This window comes from Streptomyces sp. TE5632, assembly GCF_054061295.1.
In genome coordinates this window covers 6,061,261-6,076,499 of record NZ_JBSSEA010000003.1, presented here as the reverse complement: position 1 = coordinate 6,076,499, position 15,239 = coordinate 6,061,261, and the positions used below count along the sequence as shown (strand labels likewise).

Genomic DNA, 15,239 nt, shown 5'->3' with positions numbered 1-15,239 from the left:
GCCGGTCGCCGGGTCGTGCCGCGGCGGCAGGCCGGGAGGAGGAGCCGGGATTCAGCCGTCGGCCTGGGGCCGGGGCCGGTGTGCGGGCCGCTGCGGAGCGCGCACCGGGAGGGTGCCGATCCGGCGGTCCGTGTCCAGGGCGGGTACGGGGCCTTGTTCGGGCGCCGCGCGGTCGGTGTGCCGGCCCACGCCGGGGCCGGCTCCGGTGGCGACCAGGTCCGCGATGCGGGCCCCGCTGCGCCGGCCCTCCAGATGCAGCCGGCCCACGTTGACCCGGTCGTCGGCGAGCAGGGTGAGCACGGCGGTGCTTCCTGCGGCGTAGGTCGCCACGTATCCCCGCGTCCCGCGCACCAGCAGTTCGCGGAACTCGCCGCGGGCGGTGGCGTCCGTCACGCGGTACGCGACACCGAGCGCGGCGGCGGTGAGCGCGGCCAGCCCCTCCGGTTCGGTGTCGGGCACGTCGTGGGCGAGGACGAGCCCGTCGACGGTGGCCGCGAGTGATCCCGCCAGCCTGGGGACCCGGGTACGGAGCCGACGCAGTTCGTCCAGCACGTCGGTCTCGACGGCCATGAGCAGTCTCCTTTCGGCACGCTGTCGACGCGCGCGGATCACAGGGCCTCCAAGGCGTCCAGGAGCCGTCGCAGCAGCGCTGTGTCGGGCTCGTCCCACGCGGAGCCGGCTTCGCCGGTGCCGTGGGGGACGGTGGCGACGGGCGGGGGTGGGGGCGGTGCGGGGGCGATCAGTCCGTCGGCGGCCAGGCGACGCAGTTCGACGAGGGTGTGGAAGGTGCGGCACGCCAGGGCCGAGGCGATCTGCGCGGCGGTGCTGGCCCCGTCGACCCGGGCGAGGGTCCGGCCGCGGCGGGGCGGCAGGTCCGCCGGGTCGGCGCCGGGCGCACGGGTGAGCGGGGCGGTGTCGACGGCGGGGTCGGGCCAGATGCGGTGCAGCAGATCACGGCGACGCCGCGACTCGCGCAGCACGCTGTGCACCGGAACGGGGCGGACCGCGCCGAGCCAGTGCGCTGCTTCCGGGCGGAAGCGGAGCGCGGCGGTGTCCTGGGCCAGCGCGAAGTACGCCGCGTCGAACAGCGCGCCCGTGTGGCACAGTTCCAGCGCGCCCGTGGTGAGACGGCCGCTGTCGACCAACTGGCGGCCGACGCGGTGGCGGGCCCCGGCCCGCTCGACCGCCTCCCACCAGCCGTCGGCCGGGAGGGCACCGCTGCGGGTGAGCAGATCGCCGAGGTCGGGGCTGTACACGGATTCGACGTGGACGACGTGCCCCGCCGCCAGGTAGAAGACCCCGGACTCGGTGGAGAGGGCCCCGGTGGCGCGTTCCGCCGCGAGGCTGCCGAGCACGGCAGGCACCGATCCGCCGGTCGGTGCCGATCCCTCGATGGGTGCCGCCGTGGTCATCCGAGCACCAGCCGGTCCGCCATCTCGGCCAGCCGGATACGGGCCAGGGCCAGGTTGCCGTCACGGCGGTCGAGCCACAGGTACAGGAACACGGTGCTGTCGAAGGCCGTGATGACGAACCGGAGCAGGTGGTACGCGTCGACGGTGGTGAGGATGAGGTCCTGGACGGGTGGTTCCTTGCCGGAGGCGACGGACGCGACGGACAGGCCGCCGTCGGCCGGTGCGAGTGTGCCGCTCTCCATGGCGAGGCGGGCGAGTTCGGCGGTCTCCGCCGCTGTCGCCTCCGGGTCGTCGCCCGGCGCGTCGCCCACCGCACCCAGCGCGAGTCCACTGATCCAGTCGACCACCAGTGCACCCCGCGCACCAGGCAGTCGCATGGCTTCCAGCAGACTCTCGTCGATTCCGGGCACGCCGGATCCCCCCTCATCGCACGGCTGTACCGCGAACGTGACGTCGACGCTACGGTGTGTGCTCGACCGAGGTGGGGGCTTTGGTGTTTTCCCTTGGAATATGCGACAAGGACGCCCCGGTACTGATAACGTCGCCGATTTTCCCGGTCCGGTGGGCGGCGGGGTGCGAGCAGGGCCTTCCCCTGTGCGGATGGCGGGTCGGCCCTGCTCACCGGATTCCATTGTGGGGACCGGGTACTGTCGCGACCACGAGTGAAAGCCCTCCGCCATGTGTGCGCCCCGCACACCCCGTGCGCGGGACCCGCGTGCGGGGATGACACGTGACACATGAGAGCCCCACCGCGCGGGTAGCCGCGGACGAGGACCGCCGCCCGGCGGAACCCGCGTCAGTTCGCCGTCCGACAGCGACGACAATGGCAGGAGCACGTGCCCCCGTTCACCCCTGGACTCATGCCTACCTCACGCACAACCCGCCCCACGATCCCTCCGTCCGTCTGGCTGACCGCCGGCCGGCACACCGGTGCCTCGGCGCTGGACGTGCTCCGGCGCACCCTGCCCCGGCTGGAGGGCAGCGGGGGCATCGACGCCTTCCTGGAAGTGCCCGACGACGTGCCCGAAGCAGGGCACGAGACACGGCACGACACGCCGGACCGGGTGTTCCAGGCCCGTGTCCGGGTCGCCGGGGCGGTGACCGTGCGCGCCCGGCTGAGCGTCGGCCCCGCCGACGGGGACGGGCAGCGCTGGATCCTGGTCGCCGAGGCCGAGCAGCCCTGGGACCACGCATGGCCGTCCCCCGCCGGTATGTTCTGGCCCCTGGACGACCCGGACCCGGCCTGGAACCACGACGCGGCCACGGGGCTGCGGCTGGGAGAGATCAATCCGCTCTCCGAGGACGACAAGGCCGTACGGCGGCTGCTGCGCGACTGCGCGCGGAGCGCCGGCGGGAACGGGTGGAACATCCACGTCGTCGTCCACGAGGCGATGACCACCGACGACCGCGGCCGGCTGCCGCTCGCCCACTGGCTGCCGTCGGGGCTGCGGCATCGCGTGGTGGAGCACCGGGCCGCGCCGCATCAGTTGCGGGTCGTGAACTGGGCGCTGCGGGACTCCGGTGTCGAGGTGCCGCGCGGCGGTGCGGTGGTCCTGCCCGGCGGACCGACCCCGGACGGCTACGACGCCGGGGAGTTCTCGGTGCGCGCGGTGTTCCTGGACGGCACCCGCCCCGCCGACCTGGTCGACGCGGTGGGCCGGTTCGCGGCGCTGCCGCGCCCGCTGCCGGACGGCGCCGAGGCCGCTCTGACCGCGCTGCGGGAGGACTGGCGTCTGCTGACCCTGGAGGAGGAGCTCGTCCGCGAGCGCCGGCTGGTCGCCATGTACGCCGACGCGCTGGAGGCCATGACGAAGTCCCGCGACCTGTACCGCGAGGCGGCCGAGAGCGCGCACGAGGCGCTGGCCGCCTACCGGGAGTCCGCCGCGGCCTCCGGCCCCCGTGCCCTGCCGCCCGGTGGTACGCCGGCTCCGTCGCCCGTGCGGCAGCTGACGCGCACGCTGGAGCGCCTGAAGTTCGGTCCCAGGGCGGCGCGTCGCCCGTCGGCAGCCGAGGAGGCGGGCGGGGCCCCGCCCGCCTCCGACAGGCAGTCGGCGGCTTCGGACCCGTAGGGCCTTTCCCGGTCCTGCCCGGTCGGCCCCGGTCCTGCCCGGTGAACCCGGCGTCCCTCCTCGGTCGGCGCGCTCAGTCCGGCATCCGGTGTGTCCCGGGTGCCGGCCACACCGCCCAGTGCCTGCCGGGGAAGGGGGATGCCACCCGGATGACCAGGGCCGTCAGCGCCAGCAGCGCGGCGGTGACGGCCGCCGCGCTGGCCAGCCACTGCGGGGCGAGCGCGAGGCGGACGGCCCGGGACAGGAAGACGGACGGGAAGGACGGACCGTAGGCGTGCGCCCCGACCAGGGCCGCGGGTACGACGACCGCCGGCGCGAGCACCAGCGCGCCGGGGCGCACCACCAGGATCAGGGCCAGCGCCGTGCAGAGCACCGACAGGCCGACGGTGAGGGCGTGCAGGGTCAGTGCGGAACCGTCGCAGTGCAGGGGGAAGTGGGCCACCGCGCACAGGGCGAGGGCCACCGCGGCGAGCCAGCTGGACCAGGTCAGGGACCGGACCGCCTGTTCGGGCGGGCGCTCGAGGGCGGCGCCGTCGGGTCTCCGGCCGGGCCTCGTGCCCTGCCCCGTTCGCGCGCGGGGCCGGTGGTGCCTGATCCGCCGTCTCGAGCGCAGGGCCGCCGCGCCCCGGGCACCGCGGTGGACGGTCCGGTATCCGGCCTCCGGCGCCGTTCCGCGCCCGTCCCCGGCTTCCTCGTCCTCCCGGGTGCCCCGCCGGTCCCCGCCCCCGCCCTGACCGCTGTTCCCGGCTCGGTACGGGGCTCGGTGCCGGTCTCCGTACGCGTCGTCGTCCTCGTCGCCGTGGTCGTCCTCGAAGCGGGGCGGGGCCGACGGGACCGCTGCCGGGCTGCCGGAGCGTTCCGGTGGCTCCTGCGCGGCCAGTCGGTCTATCAGCTCGATCAGTTCCTCGACGGAGCGGCCGGAGGCTGCGGCCCGCAGTGCCTCCTCACGGCAGTGGGGTGCCAGTTCCTCGTTCTGCAGCAGCGCCACCAGCCGGGTCACGTCCGCCACGGGACGGTGCGCCGCCGCGGCCCGGATCACCTCGTCGGCGCTGTCGGCGTCGCGGGGCGGCCGGGTCAGCAGGGCGACCAGACGGGCGACGTCCTCAACGGACCGGCCCACCCCGACGGCGCGCAGGGCGTCGACCACGGCCGGCGTGTGCTCGGGCGAGCGTGCCAGCGACGTGATGAGGTCGGCGACCTCCTCCAGGGGGCGGTCCGACACCGCCGCGCACATCAGGCCGCCGATGGCATCCCCGGCGCCGATCGGGGCCGGGTCCAGCAGGACGGTGCCGGTGGCGGAGACCGTCGCGGCGGACGGAGGGGGCATCGTCGGCGGTGTCGGTGGGAGGGCCGGGTCCGTCCCGGCGGGTATGGCGGATTCGTTCGAGGTGTTCGAGGAGGGTGACGAAGAGCAGGTGGTCATGCTCGGCTCCAAGAAGAAGGCTGAGGCCGCTCCTCGCCCCCGGACGTACGACGAGCGACGTTACGTGGACCATTACTAGGCGCCCTCGCCCCGCACGGCCACTCGGCTGGGCCATGGGTATGACCTGTATTGCTCCATGCGTCCGGCGGATGCCATAGCCGGGGCCGTTACCGGGCATCCAGACAGAGAGACCGTTGCCCCGCCGCTCCTGGAGGAGGACACCCCGTGGACACCACCACCGTGGTACTCGTCGCCGCCGTCGCGGCCGCCGTGCTGGCCTGCGCCGTGGCCGTCCTGGTGCGACTGGTCCGCACCCGGCGGGCGTTGCGGGACGCCGGTCTGCCCACGGGCCCGCGCTGGGTGTTCTGGGGTGCGGTCCTCTATCTGGTACTGCCGGCCGACCTGTTGCCCGACCCTATCTATTTGGACGACATCGGCGTCCTGCTGCTCGCCCTGCGCAGCATGCGCGGCTCCCTCGGCGCACGTTCCCTCGGGGCGACGCCCCGGCGACCGGACCGTGAACCCGCCGATGACTACGCTCCGTAAGGAAACCAACCACCCGTTCGATTCGTATAAGTCTCTGGAAGCCGAAACAGGTCGGCGGACCAAGCGGCGGTGCACGGTGGGCCGCCGCTGGTCGGCGCGGTACCGACGAGGGAGAGACGATGCAACCGTTCGCGCTCAACTACGCACGTCCGGCACCGGAGTTGGCCGTAACCACTCCGTATGTGTACGACTCTGGACTGCAGTTGAACGTACTCGTCGACGGACGGGTGGCGGCCTGCGATCACGCACTGTTGCGGGAGGTGGGCACCACGACGTCCACCGCGGGGTCCAAGACCCATTTCGACGACTGACCATGGACCGCAGACGATGACCGTACTGATCCTCACCTGTGAAGAGGACGTGACCGCCGACATGGTGATCGTGCATCTGCATGATTCCGGGGTTCCGGTGGTACGCCTCGACCCGGCAGATCTGACCGGCGGGGTCTCGCTCTCGGGTGAATACGTCCACGGCCGCTTTCGCGGCCATCTCTCCGCCGGGGGGCGGCTGGTGAGCATCGGCGGGCTGCGGTCCGTGTGGGTGCGCAGGCCGGGCGCCCCGGCCGGGCGGGCGGCCCAGCCGTCTCCGTGGCTGACCGAGGAGGCCGCCCAGGCCCTCTACGGCATGCTGCGCGGCTCGGACGCCCGCTGGATGAACCATCCGGACGCGGCCCGGCAGGCCCGTCACAAGCCATGGCAGCTACGACTGGCCCAGCGCTGCGGCCTGCCCGTGCCCGCCACGGTGATCACGACCTTCCCGCGCGCCGCCCGGGAGTTCGCGGAGCGCTTCCCGGACCTGGTGGTCAAACCGGTCTCCGGAGCACATCCGCAGGATCCGCCGCGGGCCGTGCCGACCAGCCGGGTGGCGCCGGACACCGACTTCGCCGCCGTGGCGTTCGGACCGACACTGCTCCAGCGGCGGATCGCGAAGCGGGCCGACATCCGGCTCACCGTCGTGGGCGAGCGCCTGCTGGCCGCCCGCAAGGCGGCGGCCCCGGACGCGGAACCGACGGAGGTCGATGTGCGTTTCGCCACATCCCCCTCCCCCTGGGAGCCCGTCGACGTGCCGCCGCGCACCGCCGACGCCGTCCACGCCTATCTGCGCGAGGCCGAACTGGCGTACGGGGCGTTCGACTTCGCCGAGGACGCGGACGGAACGTGGTGGTTCCTGGAGTGCAACCAGTCGGGTCAGTTCGGGTTCGTCGAGGTGGAGACGGGACAGCCGATCGCCCGCGCCGTCGCCGAGTGGCTGTCCCGGCCCGCCCCCAAAGAGACTCCGGGTGTCAACGGGGTGCGCACCACGACGCGCTGAGGGCCCGCCACCACGCCTGGGCGCGGTGGTACGGGCCCTTCCTCCGGGTCAGTGCGGCCGGGGGCCGGGCAACAGGGCGGTGCGCTGCCAGCCGTTGCCCGGGGACTGCGGACGGTCGAGGCCCGGGGTGTACCCGGACGACTGCAGGGGCCGCATGACCAGCTCCAGTTCCCTGCTCACTCGTTCGGCCTCCCTGCGGACCTGCGCGGGCACATCGCCGCACTCCGCGATGAGTCGGTCGTAGATGGGGGAATCCTGGAACACCCGGCAACGTGCCTCTCTGCTCGTCGCCCCCGGGGGGCGGGGGCGCGACTGCCGAGTGTAGGCGCCCGGACACCATGAAGCGGGAATTCACCCGTACGACTTGACGCAGACCGGGACAGGAGGGTCAGCCGACGCGAGCCCCGGCCGGGCCCGGCGCGGTCCGGCCCCGTCAGGCTCCCGTCGTGGAGCCGGGGCGAACGATCATGAGGATCGTGACCGTCGCCCACAGCAGGTTGAACACACCGGTGGACATGGCCAGTCGCACCGTGGCCCGCCGGTCGACGGCTCTGCCCTCCGCCAACTGCTCGACGAACCCATCCTGGCCGGGCAGGACGAAGGCGATCAGGACGCCCGCGGCGGCGGCCGTCAGGGCGATGGAGGTGATGAGCCAGCCGTCGCCCAGGACCCCCATGGCGAGAGCCGTGGCGAGCCCGAGGACGGGCACCGCGATTCCTATCCGGGCGTAGACCCCGCAGATGCGGTGGAGCACTCCGGCAGTGGTCACCGCCGTCGCCGCGGGCCCGCCGCCCTCGGCGGCGGCTCGGCGCACGGCCGGCGGGAACATGCTCGCCGCGACGGTCACGGGACCGACGGCGATGATGGCGGCGAGGACGTGGACGGACAGCAGGAACTTGGTCACCGGGGCTCTTTCCTTGGTGTGATCAGCGGTGCCGGGCCCACGCTAGGGGCCCGGGGGACGATCACCCAGGGGCCGGACCGACAGCTTCCAACGGGTTTTCGCCAACACCACCGAGCTGCCCTCCCGGCCGTCGCCGCACCGCCGTCCCGGCTCCACCCGGCTCTTGTCGGTGGCGGGAACCTGTCTATCGTGGCGTTCATGCACTCCGTGGCGATTCTGCTGCTCGACCGGGTCATCCCGTTCGACATGGCGGCCCCCATGCAGACCTTCGACTGGACGCACCTGCCCGACGGCCGGCCCGCCTACCGGGTGCGCCCGTGCGCGGAGACACCCGAGGTGGTGGCGGACGGCGGGCTGGTCCTGCGCGTCGACCGCGGACTGGAGGCCCTGGCGGACGCCGACACGATCATCGTCCCGGGCTGCGCCGAAGGTGCCGCGCCGCTCTCCCCCGCCGTCCGCGCGGCACTGCGCCGGGCGGCCGGGGCGGGCACCCGGATCGCCTCGGTGTGCGTGGGCGCGTTCGTCCTGGCGGAGGCCGGGTTGCTGGACGGGCTGCGCGCCACCACGCACTGGGTGGCCGCGGACCGGCTGGCCCGTGACTTTCCGCGCGTCGAGGTGCAGCCCGACGTGCTCTACGTCGACAACGGGCAGATCCTCACCTCGGCCGGCGCCGCCGCCGCACTGGACATGTGCCTGCACATGATCCGCCGGGACCTCGGCTCGGCCGTGGCCGCGAACACGGCCCGGATGTCCGTCATGCCACTCGAACGGGAGGGCGGACAGGCCCAGTTCATCGTGCACCAGTACCCGCCCGTGCCCCGCGGGTCGGCCCTGGAGCCGCTTCTGGAGTGGCTCGAGGACAATCTGGCGCACGAGGTCACCCTCGGGGCGATGGCGGCGCGCGCCGGGATGAGTGAGCGCACCCTCGGCCGCCGGTTCCGTGAGCAGACGGGCACCACGCCGGTCCAGTGGCTGCTGCGGGCGCGGGTGCGGCGGGCACAGTACCTGCTGGAGAACAGCGACTACACCGTCGAACGGATCGCCCAGCAGTCGGGGTTCGGCTCGCCCACGGCGTTCCGTGAGCGGTTCCGCAAGGTGGTGGGCACCACACCGTATGCGTATCGGTCGGCGTTCCACGGGCGACGGCCCGTCGCGAGCACCGGCTCGTAGCCGGAGACCTGCCTGCTCCGGCGGAACGGCGGAACACAGCCCGGGAGCCGTCACCCGACCAGGGTCCGGCCGCTCTCGTCGTCCGCGCCCGTGGTCCGGATGTCCGCCGCGGCCCGTTCCCCGGTGAGCAGCGCGTCCGCGCGGGCGACGGCCTCGCGGATGCCGGCCGTTCCCGTCATCACGCAGAGCGTGTAGGTGATGTCCTCCAACTCGCGCGCCGCGACGGGCGAGTACCGCTCCGCCTGCGCGATCCGCAGCGTCGCGTAACGCGTCAGCAACTGTCTGACCCTCTTGGGATCCGGTACCAGCACGAAAACGCCTCTCTCTGATCTCCGAGTGTGACGGGCGCCTACCCGGATCACACCGAAACATTCATCCCATTTGCTCAACTGGTCGGAATCGGCGAGAACCCGGTGTCCCGCCACCCCGGCCGGTATGACACGCTCGGGCCGACATCGGGCCGGGCACCACCGGCCGACGGCGGACACGGCACGGGAGAAGCGACGGCATGCGTATCGGACTGCTCGGCACCGGCCCCTGGGCGCAGATGGCACACGCCCCCGCGCTGAGCGGGCACCGGGACCTCGACTTCGCCGGTGTGTGGGGCCGCCGCTTCGACGCCGCCGAGGAACTGGCCGACCGGCACGGCACGCGCGCGTACGACGACGTCGACGCGCTGATCGCCGACGTGGACGCCGTCGCCGTGGCCCTGCCGCCGGACGTGCAGGCCGACCTGGCGGTCCGTGCGGCGCGGGCGGGACGTCATCTGCTGCTCGACAAGCCGCTCGCCCCGACGGTGGCGCAGGGGCGGGCGGTGGCGGAGGCGGTCGAGGAGACGCGGGTCGCCTCCGTGGTCTTCTTCACCACCCGCTTCCAGCCCGAACCGGCAGCGTGGATCAATGAACAGGCGGGCGTGGGCAGTTGGTTCACCGCGCGGGCGGAGTGGCTCGGGTCGGTGTTCACTTCCGGCGACAGCCCGTTCGCGGCCTCGCCCTGGCGACGGGAGAAGGGCGCGCTGTGGGACGTCGGCCCGCACGCCCTGTCCGTACTGCTGCCCCTGCTCGGCGACGCCCGACGGGTGTCGGCGGCGGCGCACGGCCCCGGCGACACCGTCCATCTCGTACTGGAGCACACGAGCGACGCTTCGAGCGCCGTCACCCTGAGCCTGACCGCGCCCCCGGCCGCCGCCGGCACCACCGTGGAACTTCGCGGCAAATCCGGCGTCACCGTCCTGCCGGAGACGGGCCACGGGGCGGTCCCCGCCCTCGGACGGGCCGTCGACGCGCTCCTCACCGCCGCGGACACCGGCAGGCCGCACCCCTGCGACGCCGCGTTCGCGCTCCGCGTCACCGAGATCCTGGCCGCCGCGGAGACCCTGCTCGACGGCGGAACGACCCGGCCCGGCCTCTGACGTCTCCGGCTTAAGCGACGCTTAAGAAGTGCTTAAGCAATCGTGGGGTTCTCGTACGCCGTTCAAGTAACCGCTGGTCAGGGCGGATCGAGGGACAAGTCGGACCCGTTGGCGGGGGTCGTTCCGGTCCGTACCATCAAAGCCACGCGCCGACGCCGACGCACGGTCTGAGAGCGCTCTCACCCTCTGGAGCGCTCTACGCCCCGAGGTCCCAGGCCGGGTCGACGCCGTCCAGAACCCCCACGATCACCTCAGGAGACCCCCCACATGACTCCCCGTCACCAGCGTTCCCTCGGCCGCCGGAAGGTCCTCTTCGCCCTCGGCGGGGCAGCCGTGGCCGCGCCCGCCGTCGCCGCGCTCGCCCCCCACGCCCTCGCGGAGACGCCCGCCGACACGAAGGCCGCGGCGGGCCCCCTCCCGCTGACGGTCGTCAACAACAGCGGTTCCTTCGACAACGCGAGCGTGCACCTCTACATCGTGGGCAACCAGGACGGCCGTCAGGTACGGGTCACCCCCGACGGCACCCCGGCCCCGATCGCCCTGTCGGACAACGGCGCCGACGGCTTCACCGACTACGCGATCAGCCTGGCCGGCAGCGGCGAGACCAAGCTGTCCCTGCCGTACATGTCCGGCCGTGTCTACGTGGCCCTCGGTGAGAAGCTCAAGTTCAAGGCAGTCGCGGACGGCAACGGCAACGCGGCGCTGCAGTACCCGGCGGGCTGGGTCACCTCGGACCCCAACTACGGTGTGCTGCACGACTGTGCCGAGTTCACCTACAACTCCGCGGGCATGTTCTGCAACACCACGATGGTCGACATGTTCAGCGTGCCGCTGAACATCCGGCTCACCGGCTCCGAGGACCAGACCACGGGCGCCTTCCGCGAGGGGGGCCGCCGTGCCGTGTTCGACGCCATCAGGCAGGTGGAGGCGTTCTCACGGCTCGTCGTGGACGACACCCGGATCATCGCGCCGGGACACGGACTGGACTCGGGTCTGTTCGCCGAGGACCACCTCGCCCCGTACATCGACGAGGTGTGGAGCACCTACACCGGCCGGGACCTGAAGGTCACCACCAACGCCGGCACCTTCACCGGCCGGGTGCGTGGCGACCGGTTCACCTTCGACGGGCCCGCCCAGGTCTCCTTCGGCAAGCCGTCCACGCGGGACGTGCTCTTCTGCGACGGCGCGCTCGCCGCTCCCAACGACGGTACGACCGGCCCGGTCGCCGCCGTGCTCGGCGCCGGCTTCAACCGCTCGACGCTGCTCAGCCACCCCGACCAGCCGACCACCGACGCCTCGGTCTTCTACCGGACCGAGCTCACCAACCACTACTCCAAGGCCGTGCACACGGCCACGGAGGACGGAAAGGCGTACGGATTCGCCTTCGACGACGTCGCCGACTTCGCCTCCTACATCCAGGACACGGCCCCCACCGGCCTGCGTCTGACGCTGTCGCCCTTCTAGGGCCTGCCCGGACGGCGTCTTCGCAGTGTTTTCCGCGGGCCGGGGAAGGTACTCCTGCACGTGAGGAGCGGCCCTTCGAGGCGGCGCCCCGCATGTTCCGGATGCACGGCGGGCTCCCGCGTTGAATGGTGATATCGGACCCGATGACCGCACCGGGCCGCTACAACGTCCGGACCCGAGGAGCCAGAAGATGTCGACGTCACAGCCCGAGGAGTCCAGGCCGTCCGAGGACCGCACCACCCCGGACGGCCTGCTCCACGCCCGTACCGGCACCGAGGTGTCGCCGGAGGACCTCGTCCTTGCCTCCGGCAAGGACCTCACCCCGCAGAATCTCGAATGGGCCAAGCGCAAACTGGCGGAGGAGGGACCCGCCGCACTGGACAAGCTGCTTCCCTGAACCCCGGGCCCGGCCTGCTCAGGCCCGTCCTGATCGGCCCTGATCGGCCGGGACGGAGCAGGCCGGGGCGGATCGGACCGGGTCAGGTCCTGTCATGGCTCCGTCCCCGGTCCCCGTCCCGGTCCTCCGGCAACGCCGTTTCGTCCTCCACGACGTGCATGGCGGCTTCTTCCGCTCCGGCGGCCCCCGCGTCGATGCCGACGTCCTCGGCGACGGTCTCCTTCGTGCTGTCGGCGCGGACGCCCTCGTCCGGGGCGACCAGGCGTCCGGCGCGCTCGGTGCCGGTCTCCGGGTCGACCGGTTCGCCCTCGCCCCCGGGCAGGTCACCCACGCCGTCCCCGCCGGGCGCGGACGTGTCGGGCACTTCCTGGGCCAGCCGTTCGTCCAGGGTCTCGCCCTCGTGCCGTTCGGCGGCCGTGGTGCCGTGCCGGGTCACGCCCAGCGGCTTCTCCGGCGGGGAGTGGCCCTCGTCCAGGATGTCGTCACAGGTCCGTTCGTCGACGGCGTTCTGCCGGTCGAGGGGCGCGGCGTCCTCCTGCTCCTCGTTGCCTCCGGTGGGCCGGTACACGTCGTCCGCCATCGGATCGGTACCCACGGTGTCCTCCCTGTCACGCTGTGCCGGATCCTTCCTCTCGGGTGTCGGGTCCGCGTTTCCCGTTATGCGCCGCCCAATCCCGGTTCGGCGTGCGGGTCGCTGCCGCCTCCCGGCGGTCCGGGCGTCAGCCGGAGGCGTCCTGCCGGGGTGCCGGGGCGATGCGGACCTCGAGGTCGACGACCCGGTGGACCGGCCAGGGCCGCGCGTAGTCGGGTGGGACGCCGCCGGGGCCGGTGAGCGCGGCCACGGGGACGCGGTCCGCAGTGCGCAGGATCTCCGCCACCGTGATGTTCTCGTTGTTCCCGCTGGTCTCGCCGGAGGAGCAGCCGGTGTAGTAGCCGACGGGGATGGCCTCGTGGCCGGTGATCAGACAGGGCGGGCGGACGCCGAGCCGGTGCAGTTCGCCGGCGGCTCGGGTCCAGTCCCGGCGGCTTTCGGTGTTGCGGTCGACGGTGTGCACCAGGACGGCCAGTTGCACCGCCAGATGGCCGGCCAGGGCGAGCGCGACCAGTGCCGCCGCTACCGGCCGCCACTTCCCGGCCGGTTTCCTGGCCAGGTGCCACAGTCCGTCGGCGACGGGAATCGCGAGCAGGGCGTAGGCGGGCTGGAGGAAGCGGGGTGCCGCGTACCCGATCATGAACAGGTACGGGAGGGCGGCCGTGGTGGCGCAGGCCAGCGGCATCACGGTACGCAGGACACGCCGGGCCCGTACGGCGACGACCAGTCCGGCGGCGGCGAGCAGGGGCAGGGCGAACCACCAGAGGGTGATCACCGGATGGGGCATCGGCCCGGTGCAGGGGCGGCACAGGCCGCGTCCGCCCAGGCTGCGCAGCTGGTCGTCGACGGCCATGTGCCAGCCGAGCCCGCCCTGGATGCGGGAGGCCTCGGCCAGCCGCTCCCCCAGGCCGCCGTATCCCACGTAGGCCTCGGCCACCCATTCGACCGCGCCCGCCGTGAGACCCGCCGCCGACGCGAGCAGCAGCCGCCAGTGGCGGCCGGCCAGGGCGAGGACGAACAGGGGGACCATCACCCAGACGGCGTCGGTGGGCCGCATGCACGCCATCAGCGCGGCCCCCGCCACGACGCCCCACAGCGCGCCGCGCGCCGAGCGGTCGGCGCGGTACCGCAGGAAGGAACCGACCGTGATCAGGGCGCCGATCGCGACCCAGTGGTTGGGCATGGCCTGGGGGCCGTAGAAGAGGGTCACCCACAGGGAGGCGTAGAAGGCTCCGGCGGTGACCAGGACGCGGGTGGGGAACAGACCGCGCCAGGCGCGCAGCGCCAGGTACAGGGCGAGGCCGGACAGCAGGGCGAGGTAGACGCGCAGCAGGACGGTGGACGAGGACCAGGACGCGACGGGCGCCACCAGGAGCGAGACTCCGCGGGAGCGCGGGGCGCTGAAGAAGGCGGCCGGGTGGTGGGACGTGACCTGGCTGACGTAGACGATCTCGTCCCAGCCCAGTCCCAGGCCCGGGCGGACGAGAACGAGTTGGGTGAGGGTGAAGACGGCGGCCAGGGCCACGAGCGGTGCGGTGCCGGTGGCCGGACGGGGCACGCCCGGGGACGCGTGTGCGCGTCGCCGTCCTCCGGTGAGGAGGAGATCGCTTCCGTCGGGCATCGTCCGTCCCTTGCATCCCTTGCTCCGGCGAGACGCCGGCATGTGAACCGCGCAAACACGGACAAATTAACCCGCAAGGGGCAGGCGGGTGGAGCGGAGTACGGCCGTTCGCCTCATCCCGTCCGTGGGGGCCGCCGCTCCCCCGGTTCCCCGAGGAGCTCCTCGAGGTCCGTCACGACCCGGTCGGCGCCGTGGGCGTACAGCGCGTCCGGCCGTCCGACGCGGTCCACGCCGACCACGTATCCGAAGTGACCGGCGCGGCCCGCGTCCATGCCGGCCAGCGCGTCCTCGAACACGGCGGCCCGGCCGGGAGGCACACCGAGGTCCCGGGCCGCGGCGAGGAAGGTGTCGGGGCGCGGCTTGCCCGGGAGGCCGCGTTCGGCGGCGACCACGCCGTCGACGCGGACGTCGAAGAGGTGCTCGGCACCGATGGCGCGCAGCACGTCGAGGCAGTTGGCGCTGGCGGAGACGACAGCGGTGCGCAGTCGGCGGGCGCGGGCCGCCGCGATGTAACGCAGGGTGCCGTCGTAGGCGTCGACACCACCGGTGCGGATCCGCTCCAGGAGCAGCTCGTTCTTGCGGTTGCCGAGCCCGTGCACGGTCGGGGCGTCGGGCGGGTCCCCGGGTTTCCCCTCGGGCAGTTCGATGGCCCGGGAGGCGAGGAAGGTGCGTACGCCGTCGGCACGCGGACGGCCGTCGACGTACTCGTCGTAGTCGCCGGCGTCGAAGGGCCGGAAGCCGGCGCCGTCCCGCTCGCGCAGGAAGGCGTCGAACGTCTCCTTCCAGGCCGCCGCGTGGACGACGGCCGTCCTGGTGATGACGCCGTCGAGGTCGAAGAGGCAGGCCAGGATGTTTTCGGGCAGACCCAGATCCGTCATACCGGACTCCTTCCCCCCTCGGCGGCGAACACGGGGAGCGC

19 protein-coding genes are annotated in these 15,239 nt (G+C 73.1%); 9 read left to right on the top strand and 10 right to left on the bottom strand.

All coding sequences use genetic code 11. The features are described 5' to 3' along the window. Positions 1-51 precede the first annotated feature (51 nt). The 3 genes from ACVW19_RS32995 to ACVW19_RS32985 are packed head-to-tail and all read right to left on the bottom strand — an operon-like array spanning position 52 to position 1,822. Positions 52-570 (bottom strand): roadblock/LC7 domain-containing protein, encoded by a 519-nt coding sequence (locus ACVW19_RS32995; RefSeq protein WP_457464154.1) that lies wholly within the window; start codon positions 568-570, stop codon positions 52-54. A 38-nt stretch (positions 571-608) separates the two neighbouring features. Then, the gene (locus ACVW19_RS32990) at positions 609-1,412 is read right to left on the bottom strand and encodes a hypothetical protein (RefSeq protein WP_457464152.1); all 804 of its coding nucleotides are present in this window, start codon (positions 1,410-1,412) and stop codon (positions 609-611) included. Beyond that, complete coding sequence (locus ACVW19_RS32985) at positions 1,409-1,822, bottom strand: hypothetical protein (protein ID WP_452984873.1); 414 nt, start codon at positions 1,820-1,822, stop codon at positions 1,409-1,411. Before ACVW19_RS32985 ends, ACVW19_RS32990 begins: the two co-directional genes overlap by 4 nt. 450 nt (positions 1,823-2,272) lie before the next feature. On the opposite strand from ACVW19_RS32985, the gene ACVW19_RS32980 reads away from it, so the two are divergent. Continuing rightward, positions 2,273-3,481 (top strand): hypothetical protein, encoded by a 1,209-nt coding sequence (locus ACVW19_RS32980; protein ID WP_457464151.1) that lies wholly within the window; start codon positions 2,273-2,275, stop codon positions 3,479-3,481. 73 nt (positions 3,482-3,554) lie between these two features. On the opposite strand, the gene ACVW19_RS32975 is transcribed toward ACVW19_RS32980, so the two are convergent. Beyond that, a complete protein-coding gene (locus ACVW19_RS32975; RefSeq protein WP_457464149.1) occupies positions 3,555-4,808 on the bottom strand; it encodes a hypothetical protein in 1,254 nt (417 codons plus the stop codon). A gap of 43 nt (positions 4,809-4,851) precedes the next feature. Here ACVW19_RS32975 and ACVW19_RS32970 point away from each other — a divergent pair, with 43 nt between their 5' ends. The 4 genes from ACVW19_RS32970 to tgmB all read left to right on the top strand — a co-directional run bounded on the left by ACVW19_RS32970 (position 4,852) and on the right by tgmB (position 6,761). Next, complete coding sequence (locus ACVW19_RS32970) at positions 4,852-4,983, top strand: hypothetical protein (protein WP_457464148.1); 132 nt, start codon at positions 4,852-4,854, stop codon at positions 4,981-4,983. Between the two features lie 146 nt (positions 4,984-5,129). After that, the gene (locus tag ACVW19_RS32965; protein WP_457464146.1) at positions 5,130-5,450 is read left to right on the top strand and encodes a YkvA family protein; all 321 of its coding nucleotides are present in this window, start codon (positions 5,130-5,132) and stop codon (positions 5,448-5,450) included. 119 nt (positions 5,451-5,569) lie between these two features. Then, on the top strand, positions 5,570-5,761 hold the full coding sequence (gene tgmA / locus ACVW19_RS32960) for a putative ATP-grasp-modified RiPP (protein ID WP_279331803.1): 192 nt from the start codon (positions 5,570-5,572) through the stop codon (positions 5,759-5,761). A gap of 16 nt (positions 5,762-5,777) precedes the next feature. Beyond that, entirely contained in the window at positions 5,778-6,761 is a 984-nt protein-coding gene (gene tgmB / locus ACVW19_RS32955; RefSeq protein WP_457464144.1) for an ATP-grasp ribosomal peptide maturase, read from the top strand. Between the two features lie 48 nt (positions 6,762-6,809). Here tgmB and ACVW19_RS32950 read toward each other — a convergent pair whose 3' ends face one another. Both ACVW19_RS32950 and ACVW19_RS32945 read right to left on the bottom strand, forming a co-directional pair. Beyond that, positions 6,810-7,025, bottom strand: a complete 216-nt coding sequence (locus ACVW19_RS32950) for a hypothetical protein (RefSeq protein ID WP_202276909.1) — start codon at positions 7,023-7,025, stop codon at positions 6,810-6,812. A 169-nt stretch (positions 7,026-7,194) separates the two neighbouring features. Then, positions 7,195-7,665: a hypothetical protein gene (locus tag ACVW19_RS32945; RefSeq protein WP_457464143.1), complete on the bottom strand. Its 471-nt coding sequence runs from the start codon at positions 7,663-7,665 to the stop codon at positions 7,195-7,197. 198 nt (positions 7,666-7,863) lie between these two features. On the opposite strand from ACVW19_RS32945, the gene ACVW19_RS32940 reads away from it, so the two are divergent. Beyond that, complete coding sequence (locus ACVW19_RS32940) at positions 7,864-8,835, top strand: GlxA family transcriptional regulator (protein ID WP_457464142.1); 972 nt, start codon at positions 7,864-7,866, stop codon at positions 8,833-8,835. Positions 8,836-8,885: 50 nt separating this feature from the next. Here ACVW19_RS32940 and ACVW19_RS32935 read toward each other — a convergent pair whose 3' ends face one another. Beyond that, complete coding sequence (locus ACVW19_RS32935) at positions 8,886-9,146, bottom strand: DUF5133 domain-containing protein (RefSeq protein WP_202276907.1); 261 nt, start codon at positions 9,144-9,146, stop codon at positions 8,886-8,888. 197 nt (positions 9,147-9,343) lie between these two features. On the opposite strand from ACVW19_RS32935, the gene ACVW19_RS32930 reads away from it, so the two are divergent. The 3 genes from ACVW19_RS32930 (at position 9,344) to ACVW19_RS32920 (ending at position 12,107) form a co-directional block, all read left to right on the top strand. Beyond that, entirely contained in the window at positions 9,344-10,246 is a 903-nt protein-coding gene (locus ACVW19_RS32930; protein WP_457464140.1) for a Gfo/Idh/MocA family protein, read from the top strand. A 267-nt stretch (positions 10,247-10,513) separates the two neighbouring features. Beyond that, the gene (locus tag ACVW19_RS32925; protein ID WP_457464139.1) at positions 10,514-11,710 is read left to right on the top strand and encodes a glycoside hydrolase family 64 protein; all 1,197 of its coding nucleotides are present in this window, start codon (positions 10,514-10,516) and stop codon (positions 11,708-11,710) included. Positions 11,711-11,900: 190 nt separating this feature from the next. After that, entirely contained in the window at positions 11,901-12,107 is a 207-nt protein-coding gene (locus ACVW19_RS32920; RefSeq protein WP_457464138.1) for a hypothetical protein, read from the top strand. Positions 12,108-12,189: 82 nt separating this feature from the next. Here the strand turns inward: ACVW19_RS32920 and ACVW19_RS32915 are convergent, their stop codons facing one another. The 3 genes from ACVW19_RS32915 to ACVW19_RS32905 form a co-directional block, all read right to left on the bottom strand. Continuing rightward, a complete protein-coding gene (locus ACVW19_RS32915; protein WP_457464136.1) occupies positions 12,190-12,702 on the bottom strand; it encodes a DUF5709 domain-containing protein in 513 nt (170 codons plus the stop codon). A 124-nt stretch (positions 12,703-12,826) separates the two neighbouring features. Beyond that, on the bottom strand, positions 12,827-14,320 hold the full coding sequence (locus ACVW19_RS32910; RefSeq protein ID WP_457464135.1) for a hypothetical protein: 1,494 nt from the start codon (positions 14,318-14,320) through the stop codon (positions 12,827-12,829). 113 nt (positions 14,321-14,433) lie between these two features. After that, the gene (locus ACVW19_RS32905) at positions 14,434-15,198 is read right to left on the bottom strand and encodes a beta-phosphoglucomutase family hydrolase (RefSeq protein ID WP_457464134.1); all 765 of its coding nucleotides are present in this window, start codon (positions 15,196-15,198) and stop codon (positions 14,434-14,436) included. Positions 15,199-15,239 lie beyond the last annotated feature (41 nt).

Excerpts from the sequence above, each read along its gene's own strand:
- ACVW19_RS32990 (WP_457464152.1), bottom strand. The coding sequence starts at position 1,412 with ATGACCACGGCGGCACCCATCGAGGGATCGGCACCGACCGGCGGATCG.
- ACVW19_RS32975 (WP_457464149.1), bottom strand. The coding sequence starts at position 4,808 with ATGCCCCCTCCGTCCGCCGCGACGGTCTCCGCCACCGGCACCGTCCTG.
- ACVW19_RS32920 (WP_457464138.1), top strand. The coding sequence starts at position 11,901 with ATGTCGACGTCACAGCCCGAGGAGTCCAGGCCGTCCGAGGACCGCACC.
- ACVW19_RS32925 (WP_457464139.1), top strand. The coding sequence starts at position 10,514 with ATGACTCCCCGTCACCAGCGTTCCCTCGGCCGCCGGAAGGTCCTCTTC.
- ACVW19_RS32905 (WP_457464134.1), bottom strand. The coding sequence starts at position 15,198 with ATGACGGATCTGGGTCTGCCCGAAAACATCCTGGCCTGCCTCTTCGAC.
- ACVW19_RS32930 (WP_457464140.1), top strand. The coding sequence starts at position 9,344 with ATGCGTATCGGACTGCTCGGCACCGGCCCCTGGGCGCAGATGGCACAC.
- tgmA (WP_279331803.1), top strand. The coding sequence starts at position 5,570 with ATGCAACCGTTCGCGCTCAACTACGCACGTCCGGCACCGGAGTTGGCC.
- ACVW19_RS32940 (WP_457464142.1), top strand. The coding sequence starts at position 7,864 with ATGCACTCCGTGGCGATTCTGCTGCTCGACCGGGTCATCCCGTTCGAC.
- ACVW19_RS32980 (WP_457464151.1), top strand. The coding sequence starts at position 2,273 with ATGCCTACCTCACGCACAACCCGCCCCACGATCCCTCCGTCCGTCTGG.
- ACVW19_RS32970 (WP_457464148.1), top strand. The coding sequence starts at position 4,852 with ATGGCGGATTCGTTCGAGGTGTTCGAGGAGGGTGACGAAGAGCAGGTG.
- tgmB (WP_457464144.1), top strand. The coding sequence starts at position 5,778 with ATGACCGTACTGATCCTCACCTGTGAAGAGGACGTGACCGCCGACATG.
- ACVW19_RS32910 (WP_457464135.1), bottom strand. The coding sequence starts at position 14,320 with ATGCCCGACGGAAGCGATCTCCTCCTCACCGGAGGACGGCGACGCGCA.
- ACVW19_RS32995 (WP_457464154.1), bottom strand. The coding sequence starts at position 570 with ATGGCCGTCGAGACCGACGTGCTGGACGAACTGCGTCGGCTCCGTACC.